Here is a 22,272-nt window from a genome sequence, read left to right on the forward strand (position 1 = left end):
ATGGCACAAAAAGCCGAAGACGACGACAAGGTTCGCCTGGACAAGTGGCTGTGGGCGGCGCGTTTCTACAAGACGCGGGCGCTGGCCAAGGCGGCGATCGAGAGCGGCAAGGTGCATTGCCGGGGCGAGCGTTGCAAACCGGGCAAGGAGCCACGGGTGGGCGACGAATTTTTGCTGCGCACCGGGTTCGATGAACGCACCGTGGTGGTGAAGGCGTTGTCGGTGGTGCGGCGTGGGGCGCCAGAAGCGCAGACGCTGTACGAGGAAACCGAAGAAAGCGTGCGCCGCCGGGAGCAGGCGGCCGAAATGCGTAAGGCCGGGGCCATGGGCGTGACCACCGATGGCCGGCCGACCAAGAAGCAGCGGCGGCAGATTCATCAGTTGCATGGGAGCTTTGAATAGCCGGGGCCGCTTTGCGGCCCATCGCCGGCAAGCCAGCTCCCACAGAGCCTTGTGGGAGCGGCCCTGCCGGACCGGTCGGAAAGGGCTGCGTAGCAGCCCCAAGCATCTAGCGGAGCACGGCCATTCGCCCGACAAGCGGTAATCTGGCCAGCAGGTTGAACAACGGCGCCGTCCAGCGCATCAACGCCTCACTGCCCTTGGCCGCCAGCGGCGTGTAGTAGCTCCAGCCCAACGCCAGCACTGCCATCAGCAACCCGCCAATGTAGTCATCCTGCCCCCAATGGGCGCCGGCCACCAGGCGCGGCAGCATGAACAGCACCGCCAGCCCCCAGATCACCAGGAACTGCACCAGGCGGCGGCTGAATACGCTCATGAACAGCGCCCAGATCAGCAGCACCGAAGCGTGATCCCCCGGGAAACTTTTGCTGGACCGGTCCTTGAGCTCCCAGGCCGCCTCCAGGTTCGGGTAATAGTCGCTGAGGTGCACCACGTCGTCGAAGATCATCGACGGGCTCTTGTGCTGCCAGCCGGCTGCATCCACCCACTTGGAAAACAGCGCGCGAATCACCACTAAGAGGAGTAGCGTGACCAGAAAGCCGAAAAAGGCCTGGCGAACCTGAGCTGCCTTGAACACCCAGTCACCACGGATAAGCACTGCCAGAAGGATCAGGCCAACGACGATGTCGAACGGGCGCAGGCTGCCGACGGTCCAGATGTAGCGCCAGGTGGTGTTGTCGGCCAGCGGCGCATTCAGGCTGTGGAACAGCCACTCGTCGAAAGTCAGGCACAGGATCTGGCCAAAAGGCCATAACCAGAAACACAGTAGAGCGATGGGAAGCAGCGTGCAGGCTGCCAATGGCCCCAAGGACCACCTTGCTTGGAACAGTGGTCGATTGTCCATAAGATACCTCTATTGCAAACAGGAATCGGAGCGCCTTGTGAGCGCTCTGTCACGGGTTTTCGAAGGTTTTCGACAACCGCTGTAACCATTTTGTCATCATTTTTTAGATAGCCAAAACCTATGAGCGATTTGCCTGATACCGATTTCACCCAACGTTTCATCTTCGACGAGCGCGATGTGCGCGGCGAGTGGGTGTCTCTCGATGACAGCTATGCCGCGGTGCTGGCGCGTCATGAATACCCACAGCCGGTGCAGGTGCTGCTCGGCGAACTGATGGCTGCCACCGCCTTGCTGGTGGGGGCGTTGAAGTTCGATGGCCTGCTGATTCTGCAGGCGCGCTCCGAAGGGCCGATCCCGCTGCTGATGGTGGAATGCTCGGGCGATCGCGACATCCGTGGCGTGGCGCGCTACGAGGCCGATCAGATCGCCGCTGATGCCACGCTGGCGCAGTTGATGCCCGAGGGCCACCTGACCCTGACCATCGACCCGGTCAAGGGCCAGCGCTACCAAGGTACAGTGGACCTCGACGGTGCCAACCTGTCGGAGTGCTTCACCAACTACTTCGTCCAGTCGCAACAGCTCAATACCCGCTTCTGGCTCAACGCCGAAAACGGCAAGGCCCGTGGCCTGCTGCTGCAGCAACTGCCGCGTGATCGCCAGCCTGACGACGAAGAGCGTGAAGACAGCTGGCAGCACGTGATCGCCTTGGCCAAGACCCTCAAGCCTGAAGAATGGGCCGAAGGTAACGAAACCCTGCTGCACCGCCTGTACCACGAAGATGCCGTGCGCCTGTTCGACATTCAGCCGTTGCGCTTCAATTGCAGCTGCTCGCGCGAACGCTCCGGTAATGCGCTCGTGAGCTTGGGCGAGCATGACGCCAAGGCACTGGTGCAAGAGTGCGGCGGCCAGGTGGAGATCGATTGCCAGTTCTGCAACGAGCGCTATTTCTTCGATGCAAGCGATGTGGCGCAACTGTTTGCCGGTGGCGGTACAGACACCGCCTCAGAAACTCGCCACTGAAACGTTTAATTGCAGGGGAATCTCCTGTCGAATTGCGCAAAAGCGCGGTTACGACAGGAGGGGCCTACTTTTTTTGGGCGTTTCTGGCATAATCCGGCCACTTTTTTCGCTGTAGTAGTTTTTTCAAGACAACTACAAAACGTTTGGAGCACTCGGCCTCGGGCCGGATGGGGTATCTCATGACGCAAGCCAACAACACCGTGTACACCGACCTGAGCGTCGATGAGCTGGTAAAAGAAGCGCTGCAACGCGGTGAAGGCGTACTAGCCGATACTGGCGCACTGGTCGTAGAGACTGGTCACCGTACTGGCCGTTCGCCGGCTGACCGTTTCATCGTCGAAGAACCTTCCACCCAGGACGCCATTTCCTGGGGCCCGATCAACCGCAAGTTCCCGGCCGACAAGTTCGATGCCCTGTGGGACCGCGTCGAGGCGTTCAACAACGCCCAGGATCACTTCGTTTCCTACGTTCACGTAGGGGCAGCCGCCGAGCACTACCTGCCGGTGAAGATGACCACCCAGACTGCCTGGCAGAACCTGTTCGGCCGTTGCCTGTTCATCAACCCGGAGCAGTTCAACCCGGCTGGCCGCGACCAGTGGCAGGTGCTCAACGTTGCCAACTTCGTGTGCGAGCCTGAGCGTGACGGCACCAATTCCGACGGTTGCGTGATCATCAACTTCGCCGCCAGGAAAGTGCTGATCGCTGGCATGCGTTACGCCGGCGAAATGAAGAAAGCCATGTTCTCGGTGCAGAACTTCCTGCTGCCGGCGGCCGACGTACTGCCAATGCACTGCGCGGCCAACATCGGCGAAGAAGGCGATGTAACCCTGTTCTTCGGCCTGTCCGGCACCGGCAAGACCACCCTGTCGGCCGACGAAAGCCGTTACCTGATCGGTGACGACGAGCACGGTTGGGGCGAAGGCGTTGTCTTCAACATGGAAGGCGGCTGCTACGCCAAGTGCATCGATCTGTCCGAGAAGAACGAGCCGGTCATCTGGAAAGCCATCAAGCACGGCGCTGTGCTGGAAAACGTCGTTCTCGACGGCAACAAGCACGCCGACTACACCGACGTCAGCCTGACCCAGAACAGCCGTGCAGCGTACCCGCTGGAGCACGTTGCCAAGCGTTCCGAAGCGAACCTGGGCGGCGAGCCTAACGCGGTCATCTTCCTGACCTGCGACCTGACCGGTGTTCTGCCTCCGGTTTCGATCCTGAACAACGAACAGGCGGCCTACCACTTCCTGTCCGGTTACACCGCGCTGGTTGGTTCTACCGAAATGGGTTCGGGCGGCGGCATCAAGTCGACCTTCTCCACCTGCTTCGGCGCACCGTTCTTCCCGCGTCCGGCTGGCGAGTACGCCGAGCTGCTGATCAAGCGTATCAATGGCTTCAACTCCAAGGTCTACCTGGTCAACACCGGCTGGACCGGCGGTGGCTACGGCGTTGGCAAGCGCTTCAGCATCCCGACCACCCGTGCGGTGATCGCTGCGATCCAGAGCGGCGCGCTGGTCGGTGCCGAAACCGAGCATCTGGACATCATCAACCTGGACGTGCCAAAAGTTGTCCCGGGTGTTGAAACCGAGTTGCTCAACCCGCGCACCAACTGGGCTGACAAAGCTGCCTACGACGAGGCCGCCAAAGGCCTGGCCAAGCTGTTCATCGAAAACTTCAAGAAGTTTGAAGTTTCCGACGCCATCAAGGCCGCTGGCCCGCAGCTGTAAGCTGAACCCAGCCGCAACAAGAAAGCCGCCCTCAGGGGCGGCTTTTTTGTATCTGGTGTTCAAGGCCATTGCTGTCGGGCGTGCAGAATGCGGATGATCTCGACACGGTTATCTACGACGCGGTAGATCATCACATAATTGGGCCTGACTACGATTTCCCTGGTTCCTGGGTATCTGCCCACCTTGTAGAGAACCGGATTCTGTGCTGCGCGCCTGGCTTTGTCCCCGAAGGTTTCGTCCAGCTCGATTGCCGCTGCAGGATTGTCCTGAGCGATATGGTCCATGATGCGCATGCGGTCTTTGAGCGCCATTTGGCGCCACATCAGCTGCATCAACGTATCTTGGCAGCCAGGGTGGCACGACGAGCAGCAAACAGTAGTTCGGCCTCCTCATCGTCCATCACTGGCGCTGTGTCATCCAGGCTCGCTATTACCTGCTCGTGGAACCACGCCTCATAGGCAGCTGCTTCATGGGCCCGCTTCAACGCCTGGGCGCGGTCAGGCCGTTGATAAGTAGTCATCTGCCCAGGATCGAAAGTGGATGCATCGACCACGAAATGGTCGATTCCCAGATCCAGCAGGTAAGTCACCAGAGTCTCAAGTTTCTTGAAAAGCCTGACGTTGCCGCTGCGCTGGGCGGTAAGCACATGTTCCTGATGGTTGATATCTACCTGAACCGCCCAGCCCCCTGGGTGACCTACGATATGCGTAGCGTTGATACGGCCTGATTCCGCCATGCGGCTCAGGTTGGCATGGTCGAGAAGATGAGTTGGCATGGGTGTATTTCTCGGCTTCATCGGGACTGACCATGCTATGCAATCTATAGTTGATTGCGACTATAGGCCTTCCGAACTTGTTGTGGGAAGCTTCCTGATCGATTGCAACCAACTGTGGATAACTCATGACCGAATCCCCTCAGCGCACTGCCTTCTCCCACTTCCACCCCATCCTCACTCGCCCTTCGGACAACGACGTCAACGGCCATATCGCCGGTGCTACCGTGCATGGCTTTTTCGAAACGGCTATCCAGGCCTTCCTTGTCGAACAGGCCGAGGTGGACCTGCGTGACGGCGAGCTGGCGGCATTCGTGGTCAGTTCGGCGGCGGATTTCTTCGCGCTGCCGGGCTTCCCCGACGTACTCGAAGTGGGCCTGGGGGTGACGCGCCTGGCGGGTAGTACGGTGGAGTACCGCCTGGCGCTGTTCCGCCCGGGCGAGCCGGAGGCGTGTGCGGCAGGTACGGTGGTTCAGGTGTTCATCGAACGGGCCAGTGGCCGTCCTGTGGTGTTGCCTGAGCCGCTGCAAATGATCCTGTCTGGCCTGGTACTGGAACAGCAGGCGTAAAAAAGCCCCGCCGAAAGGGGCGGGGCTTTTGCTGCCGGGGCGAGGCCCTCAGGCATCAGTCACGCCAGTGGCGCTTGTGCTTGCGGTGGCCGTAATGGCGACCACGGTCGTAGTGGCGACGATCGTCATAGTCGCGACGGTAGCGGCGATCATCATGGCGCTCGTCTTCGTCGGCCTTGTTGCCCATGTAGTTACCCAGGGCGCCACCGGCACCACCGCCGGCTGCTGCACCAATGTAGCTACCGGTGGTGCCGCCCACCGAGCGACCGACCACGTTACCGCCTGCAGCGCCCAGCGCGCCGCCAATAGCGGCCTCGCCACGCTGGCGCTTGTCGGCGCCCAGGGCACCGCCGGCTGCGCCACCCAGACCGGCACCAATGGCACCGCCCGTGCTACCACCGATGGAGTTGCCCACGACGGAGCCCAGTACCCCACCCAATGCGCCGCCAATGCCGGCCTCGGTATTGCCGCCTGCCATGGCAACGCCGCTGAGCAAGCTGAAAGACAACAACAAAATCGAGGAGTACTTCTTCATCAAGAGAGCCTCATAGGGATGACGAGGCGAATTTGAGGCTAAGCGGCGCGGCTGGCAACGGAAATCCGACGAGTAACACGAGTTGTACACAATTCGCTAAGTTACTGTATTTGCTGTGAAACTTTATCGATTTCCGGCTGTCTGAGACCTTTATGACAAAGCCCTGAACCGCCACGGAACAGGGCTTTTTCGTTTCTACAGGATACGCCCGTCGTCCCGTGCCCGCTCCAGTTTGATGGCAATGAACTTCGATGTCGGCGTATGGCTACCATCGCCAATGCTCTCCAGCGGCACCAGCGGGTTCACTTCGGGGTAGTACGCCGCTGCCTGCCCGGCGGGGATGTCGAAGGCCAGCAGGGTGAAGCCCTGCACCCGGCGCACATGCTCATCCCCCCACAGCGACACGATGTCGACCTTCTGCCCCGGCTGGAAGCCCAGGCGTATGATGTCGGCTTCGTTGGCGAACAGCACCTCGCGCTGGCCGCGCACGCCGCGGTAGCGGTCGTCCAGGCCGTAGATGGTGGTGTTGTACTGATCGTGAGAGCGCATCGACTGCATGATCAGGTCCGGCAGCTGGCCACTGGCGCGCACGCGCTCATCGAGCAACGAATCCGGCAGCAGGTTGGCCTTGAAGTTGGCGCGGCCGGTGCTGGTCTTCCATTCGCGACTGGCGGCGCTGTTACCCAGATAGAAGCCGCCTGGGTGTTGCAGGCGCTGGTTGAAACCGCTGAAGCCGGCGATGGTATCGCCGATCAGGTCGCGGATGCGGTCGTAGTCGGCCACCAGCCAGTGCCAGTCCACCGGTTGCTTGCCCAGGGTCGCGGCGGCGATGCCGGCAACCACTGCCGGTTCCGAGCGCATTTGCGTCGACAGTGGCTTCAGCTGGCCGTTGGAGGCGTGCACCATGCTGAACGAGTCTTCCACCGTCACCGCTTGTGGCCCGTCGGCCTGCAGGTCGATGTCGGTGCGGCCCAGGCACGGCAGGATCAGCGCCTGCTTGCCGTGCACCAGGTGGCTGCGGTTGAGCTTGGTGCTGATATGTACGGTCAGCTCGCAATTGCGCAGTGCCTGTGCGGTACGCTCGGTGTCCGGCGTGGCCTGTGCAAAATTACCCCCCAGGCCGATGAATACCTTGGCTCGGCCATCGAGCATGGCGTGAATCGCTTCGACGGTGTTGTGGCCGTTGTGCCGGGGCACGGGGAAGCCAAAACGCTTTTCGATGGCGTCAAGCAGGGCCACCGGCGGGCGCTCGTTGATGCCCATGGTGCGGTCGCCCTGCACGTTGCTGTGGCCACGCACCGGGCACAGGCCAGCGCCGGGTGCGCCGATGTTGCCGCGCAGCATCTGCAGGTTGACGATTTCCTGGATGGTCGGCACCGAATGGCGGTGCTGGGTGATGCCCATCGCCCAGCACATGATCACCCGCTTGCCGCGGCAGTACATGCGGGCGGCCAGCTCGATGTCGGCTAGGGCCAGGCCGGACTGCGCCTGGATGTGCTCCCACGGCGTGGCATCTACCACTGCCAGGTACTCGTCGACGCTATGGCCATGTTCGGCAATGAAAGCATGATCGAACACGGCCGGTTCGCCTTTGGCCTGGGCTTCGCGTTCCCATTGCAGGGCGAACTTGGCCATGCCGCGCAGCATCGCCATGTCGCCGCCCAGTGCCGGGCGGAAGAACGCGGTGTTGGTCGGCCGGTCACTGTTGGTCAGCATCTCCAGCGGGTTCTGCGGGTGCTGGAAACGCTCCAGGCCACGTTCCTTCAGCGGGTTTACGCACACCACCTGGGCGCCACGCTTCACCGCATCGCGCAGCGGGTCGAGCATGCGCGGGTGGTTGGTGCCGGGGTTCTGGCCCCAGACGAAAATTGTGTCGGCATGCTCGAAATCGTCGAAGGTGACGGTGCCCTTGCCAACCCCGACGCTTTGCCCGAGGGCCACGCCACTGGCCTCGTGGCACATGTTCGAACAGTCGGGGAAGTTGTTGGTGCCGTAGGCGCGCACGAATAACTGGTACAGGTACGCCGCTTCGTTGCTGGCGCGCCCCGAGGTATAGAACTCGGCCTGGTCAGGGTTGGCCAGCTTGTTCAGCTCGCGGGCGATCAGGGCGAACGCGGCATCCCAGCTGATTGGCAGGTACCGGTCGCTGGGCGCGTCGTAGACCATCGGTTCGGTCAGGCGCCCTTGGTACTCCAGCCAGTAGTCGCTCTGCTGCAGCAGCGAGGTGACGCTGTAACGGGCGAAGAAGGCGGCATCGACGCGGCGCTTGGTCGCCTCCCAGTTCACCGCCTTGGCGCCGTTTTCGCAGAACTTGACCATGCCGCTTTCCGGCGAATCACCCCAGGCGCAGCCCGGGCAGTCGAAGCCGCCGTTCTGGTTGGTCTTGAGCAGCGCGCGAATGTTCTTCAGCGCGTTGTCGCTGCCGACCCAGGCCTTGGCCACGCTGCGCAACGCCCCCCAGCCACCGGCGGGGCCGTGGTAGGGCTTGTAGCGAGGGGGGGAGGCTGGGGCGTTGTCCGGGAGGTGCTGGTAAGAGGTCACGGCTGTTACGACTCCGCCGCCGGGCTGTAGACCCGCGGTGCGCTGTGCTTGGGCAGATGGATGAGGTTGAGGTTGTGCTTGCGTGCCCATTGCAGGGCAAGGCCGGTGGGCGCCGACAGGCTGACCAGGGTCTGGATGCCGGCACGCAGTACTTTCTGGATCAGCTCCAGGCTGCAGCGGCTGGTGACGATGGCCAGGCCGCCCTGGCTGTCTATGCCTTGGCGCAGCAGGGCGCCGATCAGCTTGTCGAGGGCGTTGTGCCGGCCGATGTCTTCACGGCCGAGCAGCAGCTCGCCATGGCGGTCCATGAACAGTGCGGCATGCACAGCCCCGCAATGCTGGCCCAGCGGCTGGAAGGCATCGATGCGTTCACGCAGGCCAACCAGCCACTGGGGCGGGGGCAGGGGCGCGCCTGGCAGTTCGGGCAGGTCCGGTAGCGCCTGTTCAAGCGCTTCGACTCCGCACAGGCCGCAACCACTGGTGCCGGCCAGCTGGCGGCGCTGGTTTTTGAGGTTCCAGAACGCCCGGCTGGAAATTTCCAGGTCGGCATACATTGCCGAGCCGCTGCCGGAAAGCTTCAGGTCGTAGATTTCTGCGGTGCCTTCGACAATGCCGCTACCAACGCTGAAACCGACGGCGAAGTCTTCCAGGTCGGTGGGGCTGACCAGCATCACCGCCTGGTTGAGGCCGTTGTAGACAATGGCCAGGGCCACTTCTTCGGCCAGCGGGGTGCTGTCGCGTTGGGCGTCGCTGAGCTGGACGTAATCGTAGGTGTTGCTGGCGGCGGGCATGGACAAGGGCGATGATGCCGCGCAGACCGGAGGTTTGCTGTTCATCGGGGCGTTGAATACCGGCGGCTTTCTGATAGCACAAGCCTAGGCTTGCGGGCCGGCGGCGTCTAATCGCTAGGGTCTATGCCTTGATAGACCGTGTCGATTGGTCGCACAGGGGGCGGGAGTGGAAAAGCTGGCCTAGACTCGTGAGTCCGAGGTTTCGTCAACAAGGAGAGCGCAATGAGCCTGTTCAGTTTCGTGAAGGAAGCCGGCGAGAAGTTGATCGATCTGCTGACCCCTGGCAATGCCAATGCCGAGGAGCAGCTGAAAAAACACGTGCAAGACGTTGGCCTGGGCAACCCGAACATCACCGCCACTGTAGAGGGAGACACGATCACCCTCAAGGGTGAAGTGGCCAGCCAGGAAGAGAAGGAGAAGATCATCCTCGCAGCCGGCAACATCAATGGTGTAGCCAGCGTGGATGACCAGATCACCGTGACTGGGCCGGTTGTGAAGGCGGCCCGGTTCGTTACGGTGAAAAAGGGCGACACGCTATCGGCCATTTCAGTCGTGGTTTATGGCAACGCCAACCAGTACAACAAGATTTTCGAGGCCAACAAGCCGATGCTGTCGCACCCGGACAAGATCTATCCGGGGCAGGTGCTGCGTATTCCTGACTGATTTCTGAAACCTGTACCGGCCTCTTCGCGGGTGAACCCGCGAAGAGGGCCTCATAGGCCTACCAATAATTCCCGGTAATCCTCGACCGCCGCAAACTCTTCGGTATCCCGCGGCCCTGCCTTGCTATCCGGCTGGCGCACCGCCAGCAGGTGGCCCACCCCAAATCGCTGTGCACTGCGCAGTATCGCCAGCGTGTCATCGATAAACAGGCTGCGCCCCGGCTCAAAACCGATGTCCGCCTGCAAGGCATCCCAGAACTGCGGGCTTTCCTTCGGGTAGCCATAATCGTGCGAGCTGATCAGCCGTTCGAAGTACGGCGCCAGTTCCACCCGCTCCAGCTTCAGCGACAGCGAGTCGCGGTGCGCATTGGTGATCATCACCACGCGTTTGCCCGCCTTGCGGATTGCCGCCAGGAAGGTGTCGGCGTCTGGGCGCAGGGCGATCAGGTCGGCGATTTCCTGCTTCAGCTCCCGGATTGGCAGGCGCAGCTCGCGGCTCCAGAAATCCAGGCAATACCAGTTCAGCGTGCCGGCATTGCGCTCGAACAGTGGCTGCAGCTCCATTTCCGCCATGGTCCGGCTCACCCCGTGCAGCTCGGCATAGCGCTGGGGCAGGTGCTCCAGCCAGAAGCGGTTGTCGTAATGCAGGTCGAGCAGGGTGCCGTCCATGTCCAGCAGGACGGTATCGATGGCAGACCAGGGAATAACAGGCATGGGAAACTCTCGATCAGTCGGCTAGCCACGGTATAGTAACCCGTTCACGCCAAGGAGCCGCCCCATGCGCCAGAAACCCACCGTCCTCAGCCGCGAAATCGTCGCCAGCAGCCGCCTGTTCCGCGTCGAAGCCGTGCAATTGCGTTTCAGCAATGGCAATGAGCGTACCTACGAGCGTTTGGTGGGCCGGGGTAACGGCTACGGCGCGGTGATGATCGTGGCCATGCTCGACGCCGAGCATGCCGTGCTGGTGGAGGAATACTGCGGCGGCACCGATGAATACGAGCTGTCGTTGCCCAAGGGCCTGATCGAGCCGGGCGAGGATGTGCTGGCGGCAGCCGACCGGGAGCTCAAGGAAGAAGCCGGTTTTGGCGCACGCCAGCTGGAGCACCTGACCGAGCTGTCGCTGTCGCCGGGCTACATGAGCCAGAAGATCCAGGTAGTGCTGGCCACCGACCTGTACGAAGAGAGCCTGGAAGGCGATGAGCCAGAGCCGATGCGGGTCGACAAGGTCAACCTGCGCGAGTTGTCGGCATTGGCCATGCACCCACAGTTCACCGAGGGCCGCGCCCTGGCGGCGCTGTACCTGGCCCGTGACCTGATGATCCAGCGGGGGCTGCTGGAGCTATGAACGACCTGCAACTGATGCACGAAGTGGTCAAGCTGGCACTGACCGCAGGCGAGGCGATCCTGCCGTTCTGGCGTGCCGACGTGGCCGTGACCAACAAGGCCGACGATTCGCCGGTGACCGCCGCCGACCTGGCAGCGCACCGGGTGATTGCCGATGGCCTGCTGGCGCTGGCGCCGCACATTCCGGTGCTGTCCGAGGAAGACTGCAACATTCCGCTGGCCGAGCGTCAGGGCTGGAGCCGCTGGTGGCTGGTCGACCCGCTGGACGGCACCAAGGAGTTCATTGCCGGCAGCGAAGAGTTCACGGTCAACATCGCCCTGGTCGAAAACGGCGAGGTGGTGTTTGGCGTGGTGTCGATGCCCACCAATGGGCGCTGCTATTTTGGGGGGCGCGGCATGGGGGCCTGGCGTGCAGATGCCGGTGAGGCAGCCCAGCCGATCCAGGTACGCAACGCACCCGCGCAGGGCGAGCGTTTTACCGTGGTGGCCAGCCGCCGGCATTCCAGCCCGGAGCAGGAAGCGCTGTTGGCCGGCCTTGGGGCTGCGGTGGGTGAGCTGGAGCTGGCCAATATCGGCAGTTCGTTGAAGTTCTGCCTGCTGGCTGAGGGCAGCGCAGACTGCTATCCGCGCCTGGCGCCGACTTCGCAGTGGGACACCGCTGCGGCCCAGGGTGTGGTGGAGGGGGCCGGTGGCGAAGTGATCGGGCTGGATGGCTTGCCGTTTCGGTATCCGCCACGCGAGTCGCTGCTCAATCCGTATTTCCTGGCGTTGCCTGCCAATGCTGCATGGCGCCAGGCCTTCCTGAAGCTGATCTGACGGATTTAACCGTACCCTGTGGGAGCGGGCGAGCCCGCGAAGCAGGCACCGCGGTGCACGGCACCGGCTTCGCCGGTGTTCGCGGGCTTGCCCGCTCCCACAGGAATTGCGCCAGTCTTTGGGTTGTGTGCCAGGCAGTTGCTTCAAGCGGCTGTTGGGCTAGCGGTGCAGCACGTACTGGCCGCTGAATTTCACCGCAGGCTCGTCACTTCCGGCATTGCTCACGGTGGTTTCCAACGTCAACCGCGCCCGCCCACGGCGCTGGTACATGGCCAGGAATCGCTCCCAGGTCTTTTCGTCGGGCGGTGCACAACGCGCCACCGCCGCACCGGTAACCGGCAACGGATAACTGATCTGCCCTTCCTGGATGACGATATGCCCGTCATCGATCCCCAGCGCCCGCAGACGCAGGTGCAGCCAGCCCCAGCCCGCCAGCACGGCGGCGCAGTACAGGCTGCCGCCAAACATGGTGCTCTTGTGGTTGACGTTCGCCGCCAGCGGCAGTTGCAGGCGCAGGGTGTGCTGCTGCCAATCGATCACCTCCAGGCCCATTTCGCGGGTCAGGGGGATGTCGCTGTGCAGTACGGACTGCAGGTACTGGCTATCGGTGTTCATTAACGGTGGTCCTCTTGGTCGTCATGCCCGCCGCTGCCGCCGTCGAAGCTCAAGCTGTGCTTGCGCAGCTTGTCGTGCAGGGTCTTGCGGGGGATGCCCAGCGCCTCGGCCAGGCTGCGCATGGAGCTGTGTGGCTGGGCCAGTTCGGCCGCGATCAGCGAGCGTTCGAACTGCTCGACCTGCTCGCTGAGGTTGCCGCTCAGCACTGGCACAGCAGCTGCTGTCGCCGGCGGCGCCTGGCCGTCCAGGGCCAGCTCCAGGCCAAGGGCGAAACGCTCGGCGGCGTTTTGCAGCTCGCGCACGTTGCCTGGCCAGGGGTGGCGCAACAGCACGGCACGCTGCGCCGGCTGCAAGGTGTGCGGGGGTAGGCCATGGCGCTGGCTGGCGGCGTCGGCGAAGTGCTGGAACAGCACCAGGATGTCATCGCCGCGCTCGCGCAGCGGTGGAATACGCAGCGGCGCCACGTTCAGGCGGTAATACAGGTCGGCACGGAAGCGCCCTTGGTCGGCGGACTGGCGCAGGTCTTCCTTGGTCGCGGCAATGATGCGGATATCCAGCGGGATCAGCTGGTTGCCGCCGAGTCGCTCGACCACCCGTTCCTGCAACATGCGCAGCAGTTTTACCTGGACATCCAGGCTCATGCTCTCGATTTCGTCGAGGAACAGCGTGCCGCCGTTGGCGAACTCGAACTTGCCGATACGGCGTTTTTGCGCGCCGGTGAAGGCGCCTGGCTCATGGCCGAACAGCTCGCTTTCCACCACTGACTCTGCCAGCGCGCCGGCGTTGATCGCCACGAACGGGCCGTCGCGTCGGCTGGACAGGTCGTGCAGGGCGCGGGCCACCACCTCTTTGCCCGCGCCGGTTTCACCCAGTATCAGCACATCGGCGCGGGTGCCGGCCAGGGCACCGATCTGCTCGCGCAGGCGCAGCATGGACGGCGAGTGGCCGACCAGGCGGGTGGCCAGTTGCTGGCGGTCGCTCAGTGCCAGGCGCAGGCTGCGGTTGTCCAGCACCAGGCGGCGCAGGGCCAGGGCGCGGCGCACGCTGTCGAGCAGGGCGTCTGTGGCAAAGGGTTTTTCCAGGAAGTCATAAGCCCCGGCGCGCATCGCCTGCACCGCCAGCGGCACATCGCCATGGCCGGTAATCAGCAGCACCGGCAGCTCGCTGTCGCGGCCGTGCAGTTGCTCCAGCAGTTGCAGGCCATCGATACCGGGCATGCGGATGTCGCTGACCACCACACCGGGCCAATCGGCCTCGATACGCTCGGCCAGGCCTTGGGCATCGGCCAGGGCGACTACCTTGAGCCCGGCCAGGTCCAGGGTCTGGCTCAGCGCCTGGCGCAGGTGCGGGTCATCGTCCACCAGGATGACCTGGGCTTGGCTGTCGATCAGTGTCTCGGTGGTCATGCCGAGGAGTCCTCCGAATTGGGCAAAGTAGCGCCAGGCGCGGCCACGCGCAGCTGCAGGGTCAGCAGTGCGCCACCTTCCGGGTGGTTGGCCAGCAGCAGTTCACCGCCCAGGGCGCGCATCAGGCTTTCGCAGATGGCCAGGCCCAGGCCCAGGCCCTGGGTGCGGGTCTTGGTGGTGAAGAACGGCTCCTTGGCATGCTCCAGGGCCTGTCGACTGAAGCCGGGGCCGTTGTCGCGGATGTACAGGTAGACGCAGTCATCGCGCTGCTCGGCACTTAGCCACAAGCGGCGCGGGTTGGCCTTTTCGGTCAGGGCGTCGAGGGCATTGGCCAGCAGGTTGCCGAGCACCTGGCGCAGGCGGGTTTCACCGGCCTGTACCCACAAGGTCGCCTCCGGCAGGTCGCGGATCAGCTCAACGGCCATCGCCCGGCGGCGCTTGGCCAGCAGTGCCAGGGCATCGTCCAGGGCGGGCTGCAAGGCCACGCTTTCCGGGGCATGTCGGTCGCGGCGCGCGAAGGCGCGCAGGTGGGCGATGATCGAGGCCATGCGCCCGGTCAGCTCGCCGATCAGCTTGAGGTTGCCGCGGGCGTCATCGGTGCGTTGGTGGTCCAGCAGGATTTCGGCGTTTTCCGCGTAGCTGCGGATGGCCGCCAGCGGCTGGTTCAGCTCGTGGCTGATGCTGGCCGACATGGTGCCGAGTACCGACAGCTTGCCCGCCTGCACCAGTTCGTCCTGGGCGCGCACTGCTTCTTGCTGGGCGTTTTCACGTTCCAGCACGGCATTTTTCAACCGTGTGTTCAGGCCTTCAAGGTCGGCGGTACGTTGGGCCACACGCTTTTCCAGCTCTTGGCGGCCACGGGCTTCGAAGTCGATGCGGTCGATGTAGTGGCGCCGCCGTTGCATCACCAGGCCGGCCAGCAGCATCAGTACCAGCAGCGTACCGGCACCGATGGCCATCACCGTTTGCACCGAGCGATCGACCAGCATGCGCGGCGCGAGGATGCTGACCTGCCAGCCGGTTTCCTTGATGTCGCGGGTCTGGGTGATCCAGGCGTCCGGGTTGAGCACCAGCGGTTGCGGGGCCTGGGTCGGGTAGGGCTGGATGGCGATGATGGCCTGGCGCTCGGCCTCGGTCAGCGTGCGGGTGGAGCGGAAGCGCCAGTCGGGCCGCGACGTCAGGATGACCACACCATTGTGGTCGGTCAGCAGCAACTGCTCGGGGGTGCGGCCCCAGAGGGTTTCGGTGTGGTCGAGGTCGACCTTGACCACCAGCACGCCGACGATGCGCTCGCGGTCCCGCACAGCTGCGGCAAAGAAGTAGCCGCGCTTGGCCGAGGTAGTGCCCTGGCCGAAGAACCGGCCCAGGTGGCCGGCCATGGCTTCGTTGAAGTAGGGGCGGAAGGCGAAGTTGCGACCGACGAAGCTGTCGCGCTTGTCCCAGTTGGACGCGGCCAGTGTGTTGCCGCTGACGTCCATCAGGTACATCACCTCGGCACCGGTCTGCTGCACGATGTCCTTGAGCAGGCGGTTGGCGTTGGTCACCGCTTCCAGGCGGAACGGGTCGGCCAGCACGCCACGCAGCGCCGGCAGGTCACCGAGGATCTGCGGCAAGGTTTCGTAGCGGTGCAGGGTGCCGAGCAGGTTGGCGACGTACAGGTCGAGGGTCTGGCGGTTCTGCGAGGCGAGCTCTTCCTGGTAGTAGCGTTCGGCCAGGTGATGCAGGGGCCACAACAACGGGGCCAGGCACAGGGCCAACAAGGCCAGGCTGCGCCAGCGGGGACGGCGTGGGGGCGTGGGTTTTGCAATCATCACGTAAATGCGCCAGAAAAGTCTGGCGCAATTATGCGCTAGTTAAGGCAGCAGTTCCGCCTCTGCCAGTGGCAGGCCGAGCTTGTCCTTGTCCGACAGCACCGGTGGTTGCTGCAACCCCCAGTCGATGGCCAGTTGCGGGTCGTCCCAGCGGATGCAGCGGTCGGCGCCGGGGTTGTAGTAATCGGTGGTCTTGTAGAGGAACTCGGCCGATTCGCTCATCACCGCAAAACCGTGGGCGAAACCGGGAGGTACCCATAGCTGGCGGTGGTTGTCGGCCGAGAGGTGCACGGCGACCCATTGGCCAAAGGTTGGCGAGCTTTTGCGCACGTCCACGGCGACATCGCGGATTTCCCCGTGTACCACCCGCACCAGCTTGCCTTGGGTGTTCTCGACCTGATAGTGCAGCCCGCGCAGTACACCCTTGATGGAGCGAGAGTGGTTGTCCTGCACGAACTCGGTGCGCACGCCAGTTTGCCGCGCGAACTCACGCGCGTTGAATGCTTCGAAGAAAAAACCACGGCTGTCACCGAAGACCTTCGGCTCGATGATCAGTACTTCAGGGATTGCGGTAGGGATGATGTTCATAGTGGCTCGCTGGCCCGTTGCCCAAGTATTGACCCTAGTCGGCCCCGCTGGAATTTTCCGCATGCCGATGCAACAGGATGCATAAGGTGTGGCTATGGTAGACGTCAGACCGGTAGCGGCACCAGGCACGGCTTTCAATGGTTCGATTGTTATCGATCTAATTGCGCATAGTTCGCGAGTCATTCCCGACTGCCGGGCTTCAAATATCGATATATATCGGTTATAAATTGACAAACGCCCCAGCACACTCCGGCTCAGGGCCATCATAGAGGTCACCCATGAAAACCCTCAACTCCACGCCCCGTGCCGATGGTTTCCACATGCCCGCCGAGTGGGCCCCGCAAACCCAGGTGTGGATGGTCTGGCCGGAGCGCCCGGACAACTGGCGCCTGGGCGGCAAGCCGGCACAGGCTGCGCATGTGACCCTGGCCAAGGCCATTGCCCGCTTCGAACCTGTCACCGTCGCGGCCTCCGCCGGCCAGTACGAAAATGCCCGTCGCCAACTCGACCAGCCGAACATTCGCGTGGTCGAAATCAGCAACGACGACGCCTGGGTGCGTGATACCGGCCCAACCTTCGTCATCAACGACCAAGGTGAAGTGCGTGGCGTGGACTGGGGCTTCAATGCCTGGGGCGGCTTCGACGGCGGCCTGTATGCGCCGTGGAACCGCGACGAGGAACTGGCCGCCAAGGTGCTGGAAATGGAGCGCTGCCAGCGCTACCAAACCGAAGGCTTCGTACTTGAAGGCGGTTCGATCCACGTGGACGGTGAGGGCACCGTGATCACCACCGAGGAATGCCTGCTCAACCGTAACCGCAACCCGCACCTGAACCGCGAGCAGATCGAAGCCGTGCTGCGTGACCAACTGGCGGTCGACACCGTGGTGTGGCTGCCGGATGGCCTGTACAACGACGAAACCGACGGCCACGTCGACAACTTCTGCTGTTACGTGCGCCCGGGTGAAGTGTTACTGGCCTGGACCGATGATTCGAACGACCCCAACTATGCGCGCTGCCACGCGGCCATGGAGGTGTTGAAGAACACCCGCGATGCCAAGGGCCGCGAGTTCATCGTGCACAAGATGCCGATCCCAGGCCCGCTGTTTGCCACCGCTGAAGAGTGTGCCGGTGTCGATCAGGTGGCCGGCAGCCAGGAGCGAGACCCGTCGGTGCGCCTTGCCGGTTCGTACGTGAACTTCCTGATCGTCAACGGCGGCATCATTGCGCCAAGCTTCGACGACCCGGCAGATGCCGAAGCCAGAGCGATCCTGGCAAAGATCTTCCCTGACCACGAAGTAGTGATGATCCCTGGCCGCGAATTGTTGCTGGGTGGCGGCAACATCCACTGCCTGACTCAGCAGCAGCCGGCGCCGGTCAAGCGTTGAGCCCAGCGTGAATTAAAAAAAGGCCCGTCATTTGACGGGCTTTTTTTCTGGCGACACCCGGCGCCCAGGCTGGCATAGGTTTTGTATTGTTTTTCAATCAGATAGCTCGGCCGGGCCGCGCTCTCGGATCTGTAACATTACCTACGTAAATTAGCCGCTCACGGGCCAGGGAGTACGTGTAGACATGAACGCAGCAAGTGAGTCGGCTTTGCGCCCATCGGCAGTGAATCACCAGTCGCTCAAGGTTGTGGCGAAGTGGTTGAAACACCATGGAAGCATCAGGGTCAGGACGACCGACCCACGACGTCTGCTTGCCGGGCGGTACCCTCAAGGGCTGATCAGCGAAGCAGAGATGCAGGCGCTGATGGCGGTGTGGCACTGATCGGATCGGTATTACTTGTACCGGCCTCTTCGCGGGCATGCCCGCTCCCACAGAGTCACCACATGGCTCGAAACCTGTGAAACACCTGTGGGAGCGGGCGCGCCCGCGAAGAGGCCAGTACAGTCAACAACGATCAGAAGCTGTAGCTACCCGTCACCACCAGGCTACGCGGGTCCCCCACCTGAATCTGCGCCGCACTGGTCGCCGAGCTGTAGTAGGTCTTGTCGGCAATGTTGCTCAACGCCGCCCGCACATCCCAGTCATGGGTGCGGTACCCCGCCAGCGCATCCCAACGGCCATACCCTGGCAACACCGTGGTGTTCTGGTTGTCCGCATAACGCTCACCTACCAGCGTAACGCCGGTTTCGGCGTACCAGCCCAGCTCTGGTTTCCAGGTCACGAACAGGCTGGCGTTGCGCTTGGCCACATCGTTGATGCGGTTGCCTTCCTGGCCGTTGTTGTCCTTGACGATGATCGCATCCTGCAGGCCGATGCCGCCGCGTACATACCAGTTGCCGACGATATTGCCGGTGGCCGTCAACTCGATGCCGCGCGAACGCTGCAAGCCGCTGAGCAAGATGTTATTCGGGTTTTCCGGATCACGGGTGCGGCGGTTGTACAGTTCCAGCTCGTAGATGGCCAGGGTGGTGGTCAGGCGCTGGTCGAGCCAATCGCTTTTCACCCCGATTTCTTTCTGCCGGGTCTCTTCCGGCTTGGCGTCGTTGCCGTTGCCCGGTGCATCCGGGGTGATGCCGATCAAGCCGCCGCCCACCGGCGAGAAGGTCTTGCTCCACGAGGCGTAGAACGAATGATCCCGCCATGGCGTGTAGACCACGCCCAGGCGCGGGCTGGTGCTGTTACTGTCCTGCGGTTCGCGCACGCCATCTTTGTTGGTGGTTTCCACGTCGAACTGGTCGAAGCGAACGCCAGCCAGGATTTGCCATTGATCGTTCAGGCGGATCTGGTCTTGCAGGTAAAGGCCGCGGCTATCGACCACAGTGTGGTTGTTACTCGACAGCGCCAGTGTGCCATTGTGCTGCTGGTTGCTACCGGGTTTGCCCAAGCCCGGGAGCGGCTGGCTACCAGCGGTATACAGCACAGGGTCACGCTTCTGGTTGCCGAACTCCAGGCCCAGCAGCAGCTTGTGCTCCAGGCCCAGGGTGTCGAAGTCGCCCTCGGCCTCCAGGTTGTTGAACAGGTTGCGGGTGTTCAGGTCCTGCTGCCAGCGCTGGCGGGTCAGGACATTGGTGCTGGCGTTGTAGCCCGTGACGTAGGTGTTGTCGAACTCGCTGTCGAGCTTGAACAGGCCCAGGGTATGGCGCAGCTGCCAGGTTTCGTTCAGCTGGTAATTCAGGCGTGAGCGCAGGGACTGGGCGCGATCATCGATGTAGTCGCGCTGGTCGCCGTAGGTGGTGCCGCGGCTGACGTCGGCCGGGCGGCCATTCACCCCGGGGATGCCCCGGTCGGGCGTACGGTTGTAGCGGCTGTATTCGTACTGCACCAGCCAGTTGAGGTCGGGGGTGATTTGCCAGCTGACCGACGGGGCGAACAGCTGGCGGCTGCCGTCGATACCCTCGCGGAAGCTGTTGTTGTCCTGGTTGCCCATGTTCAGGCGCAGGCTGACAGTGTCGCTGGGGTCGGCGCTGAGGTCGGCATACAGGCTGCGCAGGTCTTCGCTGCCGGCCTGTGCTTCGATGCTCGAGCGGCGCCCCTGCTCCGGAGCCTTGCTGACCCGGTTGACGATGCCGCCCTGGCTGCCACGGCCATACAGCACCGCCGCTGGCCCCTTCAGCACCTCGACCCGCTCGATGTTGTGCAGGTCGCGGATGTACTGGCTGTCGTCGCGAATGCCGTCCAGGTAGAAGTCGTTGCTGGCCTCGAAGCCGCGGATGCGCACGCTGTCAAAGCGGGTGTCGGCGCCGCTGCTTACGTTGGGGATCCCCTCCAGCGCCTTGCCCAGGGTGTTGTTGCCGTAGTCCAGCACATTGGCGGTTTTCACCGTGTCGATGGCCTGTGGCACATAGCGTACCGGCGTCGAGGTGCGGGTGGCGGTGCTCACCTCCTTGACGCGCGGGTTGTCCTTCTCACGCTCGCTGTCGGCGGTAACCGACGACTCTGGCAGCGTGGTGGTGGCGGCACTGGCCAGGCCGGCGCTGAACAGCAGCGACAGGCCAAGCGTCAAGGGGGAAAGGCGGCAAGGTACAAGCATGGACACATCCGGACCGGGCAGGTGAAAAATAAGGCGCGAATGGTAATGCTTGCTATTTGCTCTTGCTTGGGTATTTGTAAAGGGTTGTCTTTACATATGTGTCTCTTTGTAACAGCCTCTGCCGCCACGGTTTGCCTGCTCTCGGGAAATTGTCCGTTCGATCAAAAGGTAATTTCCCACACGAGATAAATTGCCCACTGATAGCGCAAACCTGCATGGAAATGCACCAGCTCTGCCGATAATTTTGGTTATATCAACCTGCATTTCACGACTTTTTGACATTTGTAATCGCACACGGCTAGGATTCGGCCAACGCCTGCTGGCCATTATCTTGGCCATGCTGCTGCCGAGGGCTGCCGTGGACTTACCGGCTGGCCCACCAGGCGGGATCCGCATAGCGTCGAACCTACGAAGGGGCGTTGGTTCCTGGCGTCATAGTGCAGAGCGTTTTTGATTAAGAAATAAGGAAAACAACATGTTGAAAACCAGGATCAGCCTGGTCGCCTTGGCGATGATCGCCGCGACCCAGGCACAGGCCAATGACCAGGCCGACAGCAAGGGCTTCATCGAGGACAGCCACGCCAACGTCCTTCTGCGCAACGCCTACATCAACCGTGACAAGAAGCACGGCACCGACGACCAGATCGAATGGGGCCAGGCGTTCATCGCCAACTTCTCCTCCGGCTTCACCCAGGGCACCGTGGGCGTCGGCGTCGACGCATTCGGCCTGTACGCCGTCCGCCTTGATGGCGGCAAAGGCCACAACGGTGGCGGCGGCGTCGACTTCTTCAAGCCGCACGAAACCACCAATGCCGAAGGCAACGCCAGCTCGCCGCACAACCTGGCCCGTGGTGGCGCAGCAGTAAAATTCCGCATTTCCAACACCGTGCTGAAGTACGGTGACCAGATGCCAGCTCTGCCAGTGCTGCAGTACGACGACGCGCGTCTGCTGCCAGAAAGCTTCACCGGTACCCTGATCACCTCGAAAGAGATCGAGGGCCTGGAACTGAACGCCGGCCGCTTCACCCAGGAAGCGCGCAAAAGCGCCGAGCGCCGTGACGGTGGCGGCCTGAAGTCGATCAACGTCTTCGGTGGTAGCTACAAGTTCACCGACAACTTCACCGCTTCGCTGTACACCGCAGACAACGAAGACGTGATGAAGAAGCACTACCTGGGCTTGAACTACGTCTTCCCGATCGCCAGCGACCAGTCCCTGACCCTGGACTTCAACGGCTACAAGTCGGACATCGACAGCAAGTACGTACAAGCCGCTGGCCTGAATGGCGACTCCAACACCATCTGGAGCCTGGCAGCCACTTACGCGTACGGTGCGCACTCGTTCACCCTCGCGCATCAGCGCAGCACCGGCAGCACCGGTTACAACTATGGCTTCTACCAGAACGCCGGTGGCGTGGGTGACGGTGGTTCGACCATCTACCTGGCCAACTCGTACTGGTCCGACTTCAACGCCGAAGACGAGCGCTCCTGGCAGCTGGGCTACGGCCTGGACTTCGGTGCCTACGGCATTCCGGGCCTGACCTACAAGCTGGCCTACGTGGTAGGTGACAACATCAACACCCGTAACGTCGCCAACCCGCAGGGCTTCGGCGAAGGTAAAGAGCGCGAGATCTTCAACCAGATCCGTTACGTGGTGCAGGACGGCCCGGCCAAGGACCTTTCCATCAAGCTGCGTAGCTCGTTCCTGCGTACCAACAACGCTGTGCAGCAGAACGGTTACAACGACGACGGCAACGAAGTCCGCGTATTCGTCGAGTACCCGATCAGCATCTTCTGATCCGCAG

General features: G+C 62.6%; 22 protein-coding genes. 10 read left to right on the forward strand and 12 right to left on the reverse strand.

What is annotated here, in order from left to right:
- Nucleotides 1-402, forward strand: a complete 402-nt coding sequence (locus PP4_RS01375; RefSeq protein ID WP_016497557.1) for an RNA-binding S4 domain-containing protein — start codon at nt 1-3, stop codon at nt 400-402.
- 106 nt (nt 403-508) lie between these two features.
- Here the strand turns inward: PP4_RS01375 and PP4_RS01380 are convergent, their stop codons facing one another.
- Nucleotides 509-1,303 (reverse strand): phosphatase PAP2 family protein, encoded by a 795-nt coding sequence (locus PP4_RS01380; RefSeq protein ID WP_041167487.1) that lies wholly within the window; start codon nt 1,301-1,303, stop codon nt 509-511.
- A gap of 120 nt (nt 1,304-1,423) precedes the next feature.
- Here PP4_RS01380 and hslO point away from each other — a divergent pair, with 120 nt between their 5' ends.
- Both hslO and PP4_RS01390 read left to right on the forward strand, forming a co-directional pair.
- On the forward strand, nt 1,424-2,323 hold the full coding sequence (gene hslO, locus PP4_RS01385) for an Hsp33 family molecular chaperone HslO (protein ID WP_016497559.1): 900 nt from the start codon (nt 1,424-1,426) through the stop codon (nt 2,321-2,323).
- Between the two features lie 179 nt (nt 2,324-2,502).
- On the forward strand, nt 2,503-4,044 hold the full coding sequence (locus tag PP4_RS01390) for a phosphoenolpyruvate carboxykinase (protein WP_016497560.1): 1,542 nt from the start codon (nt 2,503-2,505) through the stop codon (nt 4,042-4,044).
- Between the two features lie 59 nt (nt 4,045-4,103).
- Here PP4_RS01390 and PP4_RS01395 read toward each other — a convergent pair whose 3' ends face one another.
- Both PP4_RS01395 and PP4_RS01400 read right to left on the reverse strand, forming a co-directional pair.
- Nucleotides 4,104-4,376, reverse strand: coding sequence for a type II toxin-antitoxin system RelE/ParE family toxin (locus PP4_RS01395; RefSeq protein WP_016497561.1), 273 nt, complete (start codon nt 4,374-4,376; stop codon nt 4,104-4,106).
- Nucleotides 4,376-4,819 (reverse strand): hypothetical protein, encoded by a 444-nt coding sequence (locus tag PP4_RS01400; protein ID WP_016497562.1) that lies wholly within the window; start codon nt 4,817-4,819, stop codon nt 4,376-4,378. The genes PP4_RS01395 and PP4_RS01400 overlap by 1 nt, the downstream gene beginning before the upstream one ends.
- Nucleotides 4,820-4,944: 125 nt before the next feature.
- Here PP4_RS01400 and PP4_RS01405 point away from each other — a divergent pair, with 125 nt between their 5' ends.
- Nucleotides 4,945-5,385, forward strand: a complete 441-nt coding sequence (locus tag PP4_RS01405) for an acyl-CoA thioesterase (RefSeq protein WP_016497563.1) — start codon at nt 4,945-4,947, stop codon at nt 5,383-5,385.
- Nucleotides 5,386-5,440: 55 nt separating this feature from the next.
- Here PP4_RS01405 and PP4_RS01410 read toward each other — a convergent pair whose 3' ends face one another.
- The 3 genes from PP4_RS01410 to fdhD all read right to left on the reverse strand — a co-directional run bounded on the left by PP4_RS01410 (nt 5,441) and on the right by fdhD (nt 9,297).
- Complete coding sequence (locus PP4_RS01410) at nt 5,441-5,920, reverse strand: glycine zipper domain-containing protein (RefSeq protein ID WP_016497564.1); 480 nt, start codon at nt 5,918-5,920, stop codon at nt 5,441-5,443.
- A gap of 195 nt (nt 5,921-6,115) precedes the next feature.
- Nucleotides 6,116-8,461, reverse strand: coding sequence for an FdhF/YdeP family oxidoreductase (locus PP4_RS01415; RefSeq protein WP_016497565.1), 2,346 nt, complete (start codon nt 8,459-8,461; stop codon nt 6,116-6,118).
- A 5-nt stretch (nt 8,462-8,466) separates the two neighbouring features.
- On the reverse strand, nt 8,467-9,297 hold the full coding sequence (gene fdhD, locus PP4_RS01420) for a formate dehydrogenase accessory sulfurtransferase FdhD (RefSeq protein ID WP_041167489.1): 831 nt from the start codon (nt 9,295-9,297) through the stop codon (nt 8,467-8,469).
- 177 nt (nt 9,298-9,474) lie between these two features.
- On the opposite strand from fdhD, the gene lysM reads away from it, so the two are divergent.
- On the forward strand, nt 9,475-9,915 hold the full coding sequence (gene lysM / locus PP4_RS01425) for a peptidoglycan-binding protein LysM (RefSeq protein ID WP_016497567.1): 441 nt from the start codon (nt 9,475-9,477) through the stop codon (nt 9,913-9,915).
- Nucleotides 9,916-9,965: 50 nt separating this feature from the next.
- On the opposite strand, the gene yrfG is transcribed toward lysM, so the two are convergent.
- On the reverse strand, nt 9,966-10,628 hold the full coding sequence (gene yrfG / locus PP4_RS01430) for a GMP/IMP nucleotidase (protein ID WP_016497568.1): 663 nt from the start codon (nt 10,626-10,628) through the stop codon (nt 9,966-9,968).
- 64 nt (nt 10,629-10,692) lie between these two features.
- On the opposite strand from yrfG, the gene nudE reads away from it, so the two are divergent.
- Together nudE and cysQ are read left to right on the forward strand one after the other, a co-directional pair.
- A complete protein-coding gene (gene nudE, locus PP4_RS01435) occupies nt 10,693-11,259 on the forward strand; it encodes an ADP compounds hydrolase NudE (protein WP_016497569.1) in 567 nt (188 codons plus the stop codon).
- On the forward strand, nt 11,256-12,074 hold the full coding sequence (gene cysQ, locus PP4_RS01440) for a 3'(2'),5'-bisphosphate nucleotidase CysQ (RefSeq protein WP_016497570.1): 819 nt from the start codon (nt 11,256-11,258) through the stop codon (nt 12,072-12,074). The genes nudE and cysQ overlap by 4 nt, the downstream gene beginning before the upstream one ends.
- Nucleotides 12,075-12,233: 159 nt before the next feature.
- Here cysQ and PP4_RS01445 read toward each other — a convergent pair whose 3' ends face one another.
- From PP4_RS01445 to rfbC, 4 genes are read right to left on the reverse strand one after another with little or no spacing between them, the layout of a single operon-like run.
- Nucleotides 12,234-12,689, reverse strand: a complete 456-nt coding sequence (locus PP4_RS01445; RefSeq protein WP_016497571.1) for a thioesterase domain-containing protein — start codon at nt 12,687-12,689, stop codon at nt 12,234-12,236.
- On the reverse strand, nt 12,689-14,095 hold the full coding sequence (locus PP4_RS01450; protein ID WP_016497572.1) for a sigma-54-dependent transcriptional regulator: 1,407 nt from the start codon (nt 14,093-14,095) through the stop codon (nt 12,689-12,691). Before PP4_RS01450 ends, PP4_RS01445 begins: the two co-directional genes overlap by 1 nt.
- Nucleotides 14,092-15,906, reverse strand: a complete 1,815-nt coding sequence (locus tag PP4_RS01455; protein ID WP_016497573.1) for a sensor histidine kinase — start codon at nt 15,904-15,906, stop codon at nt 14,092-14,094. Before PP4_RS01455 ends, PP4_RS01450 begins: the two co-directional genes overlap by 4 nt.
- A 42-nt stretch (nt 15,907-15,948) precedes the next feature.
- Complete coding sequence (gene rfbC / locus PP4_RS01460) at nt 15,949-16,494, reverse strand: dTDP-4-dehydrorhamnose 3,5-epimerase (protein WP_016497574.1); 546 nt, start codon at nt 16,492-16,494, stop codon at nt 15,949-15,951.
- A gap of 278 nt (nt 16,495-16,772) precedes the next feature.
- Between rfbC and aguA the strand changes: the two genes are divergently transcribed.
- Together aguA and PP4_RS01470 are read left to right on the forward strand one after the other, a co-directional pair.
- Entirely contained in the window at nt 16,773-17,879 is a 1,107-nt protein-coding gene (gene aguA, locus PP4_RS01465; protein WP_016497575.1) for an agmatine deiminase, read from the forward strand.
- A gap of 184 nt (nt 17,880-18,063) precedes the next feature.
- Nucleotides 18,064-18,261: a hypothetical protein gene (locus PP4_RS01470; protein ID WP_026034717.1), complete on the forward strand. Its 198-nt coding sequence runs from the start codon at nt 18,064-18,066 to the stop codon at nt 18,259-18,261.
- 133 nt (nt 18,262-18,394) lie between these two features.
- Here PP4_RS01470 and PP4_RS01475 read toward each other — a convergent pair whose 3' ends face one another.
- The gene (locus PP4_RS01475; protein ID WP_016497576.1) at nt 18,395-20,470 is read right to left on the reverse strand and encodes a TonB-dependent receptor; all 2,076 of its coding nucleotides are present in this window, start codon (nt 20,468-20,470) and stop codon (nt 18,395-18,397) included.
- Between the two features lie 475 nt (nt 20,471-20,945).
- Here PP4_RS01475 and PP4_RS01480 point away from each other — a divergent pair, with 475 nt between their 5' ends.
- Nucleotides 20,946-22,265 (forward strand): OprD family porin, encoded by a 1,320-nt coding sequence (locus PP4_RS01480; protein ID WP_016497577.1) that lies wholly within the window; start codon nt 20,946-20,948, stop codon nt 22,263-22,265.
- Nucleotides 22,266-22,272: the final 7 nt, after the last annotated feature.

This window comes from Pseudomonas putida NBRC 14164, from assembly GCF_000412675.1.
GTDB classification, from domain to species: Bacteria; Pseudomonadota; Gammaproteobacteria; order Pseudomonadales; family Pseudomonadaceae; genus Aquipseudomonas; species Aquipseudomonas putida.

Coding starts and splice junctions, on each gene's coding strand:
- PP4_RS01470 (WP_026034717.1), top strand. CDS start 18,064: ATGAACGCAGCAAGTGAGTCGGCTTTGCGCCCATCGGCAGTGAATCAC.
- fdhD (WP_041167489.1), bottom strand. CDS start 9,297: ATGAACAGCAAACCTCCGGTCTGCGCGGCATCATCGCCCTTGTCCATG.
- PP4_RS01410 (WP_016497564.1), bottom strand. CDS start 5,920: ATGAAGAAGTACTCCTCGATTTTGTTGTTGTCTTTCAGCTTGCTCAGC.
- cysQ (WP_016497570.1), top strand. CDS start 11,256: ATGAACGACCTGCAACTGATGCACGAAGTGGTCAAGCTGGCACTGACC.
- rfbC (WP_016497574.1), bottom strand. CDS start 16,494: ATGAACATCATCCCTACCGCAATCCCTGAAGTACTGATCATCGAGCCG.
- PP4_RS01390 (WP_016497560.1), top strand. CDS start 2,503: ATGACGCAAGCCAACAACACCGTGTACACCGACCTGAGCGTCGATGAG.
- PP4_RS01475 (WP_016497576.1), bottom strand. CDS start 20,470: ATGCTTGTACCTTGCCGCCTTTCCCCCTTGACGCTTGGCCTGTCGCTG.
- nudE (WP_016497569.1), top strand. CDS start 10,693: ATGCGCCAGAAACCCACCGTCCTCAGCCGCGAAATCGTCGCCAGCAGC.
- hslO (WP_016497559.1), top strand. CDS start 1,424: ATGAGCGATTTGCCTGATACCGATTTCACCCAACGTTTCATCTTCGAC.
- lysM (WP_016497567.1), top strand. CDS start 9,475: ATGAGCCTGTTCAGTTTCGTGAAGGAAGCCGGCGAGAAGTTGATCGAT.
- PP4_RS01480 (WP_016497577.1), top strand. CDS start 20,946: ATGTTGAAAACCAGGATCAGCCTGGTCGCCTTGGCGATGATCGCCGCG.
- PP4_RS01455 (WP_016497573.1), bottom strand. CDS start 15,906: ATGATTGCAAAACCCACGCCCCCACGCCGTCCCCGCTGGCGCAGCCTG.
- PP4_RS01405 (WP_016497563.1), top strand. CDS start 4,945: ATGACCGAATCCCCTCAGCGCACTGCCTTCTCCCACTTCCACCCCATC.
- PP4_RS01445 (WP_016497571.1), bottom strand. CDS start 12,689: ATGAACACCGATAGCCAGTACCTGCAGTCCGTACTGCACAGCGACATC.
- PP4_RS01400 (WP_016497562.1), bottom strand. CDS start 4,819: ATGCCAACTCATCTTCTCGACCATGCCAACCTGAGCCGCATGGCGGAA.
- yrfG (WP_016497568.1), bottom strand. CDS start 10,628: ATGCCTGTTATTCCCTGGTCTGCCATCGATACCGTCCTGCTGGACATG.
- PP4_RS01450 (WP_016497572.1), bottom strand. CDS start 14,095: ATGACCACCGAGACACTGATCGACAGCCAAGCCCAGGTCATCCTGGTG.
- aguA (WP_016497575.1), top strand. CDS start 16,773: ATGAAAACCCTCAACTCCACGCCCCGTGCCGATGGTTTCCACATGCCC.
- PP4_RS01395 (WP_016497561.1), bottom strand. CDS start 4,376: ATGCAGCTGATGTGGCGCCAAATGGCGCTCAAAGACCGCATGCGCATC.
- PP4_RS01375 (WP_016497557.1), top strand. CDS start 1: ATGGCACAAAAAGCCGAAGACGACGACAAGGTTCGCCTGGACAAGTGG.
- PP4_RS01380 (WP_041167487.1), bottom strand. CDS start 1,303: ATGGACAATCGACCACTGTTCCAAGCAAGGTGGTCCTTGGGGCCATTG.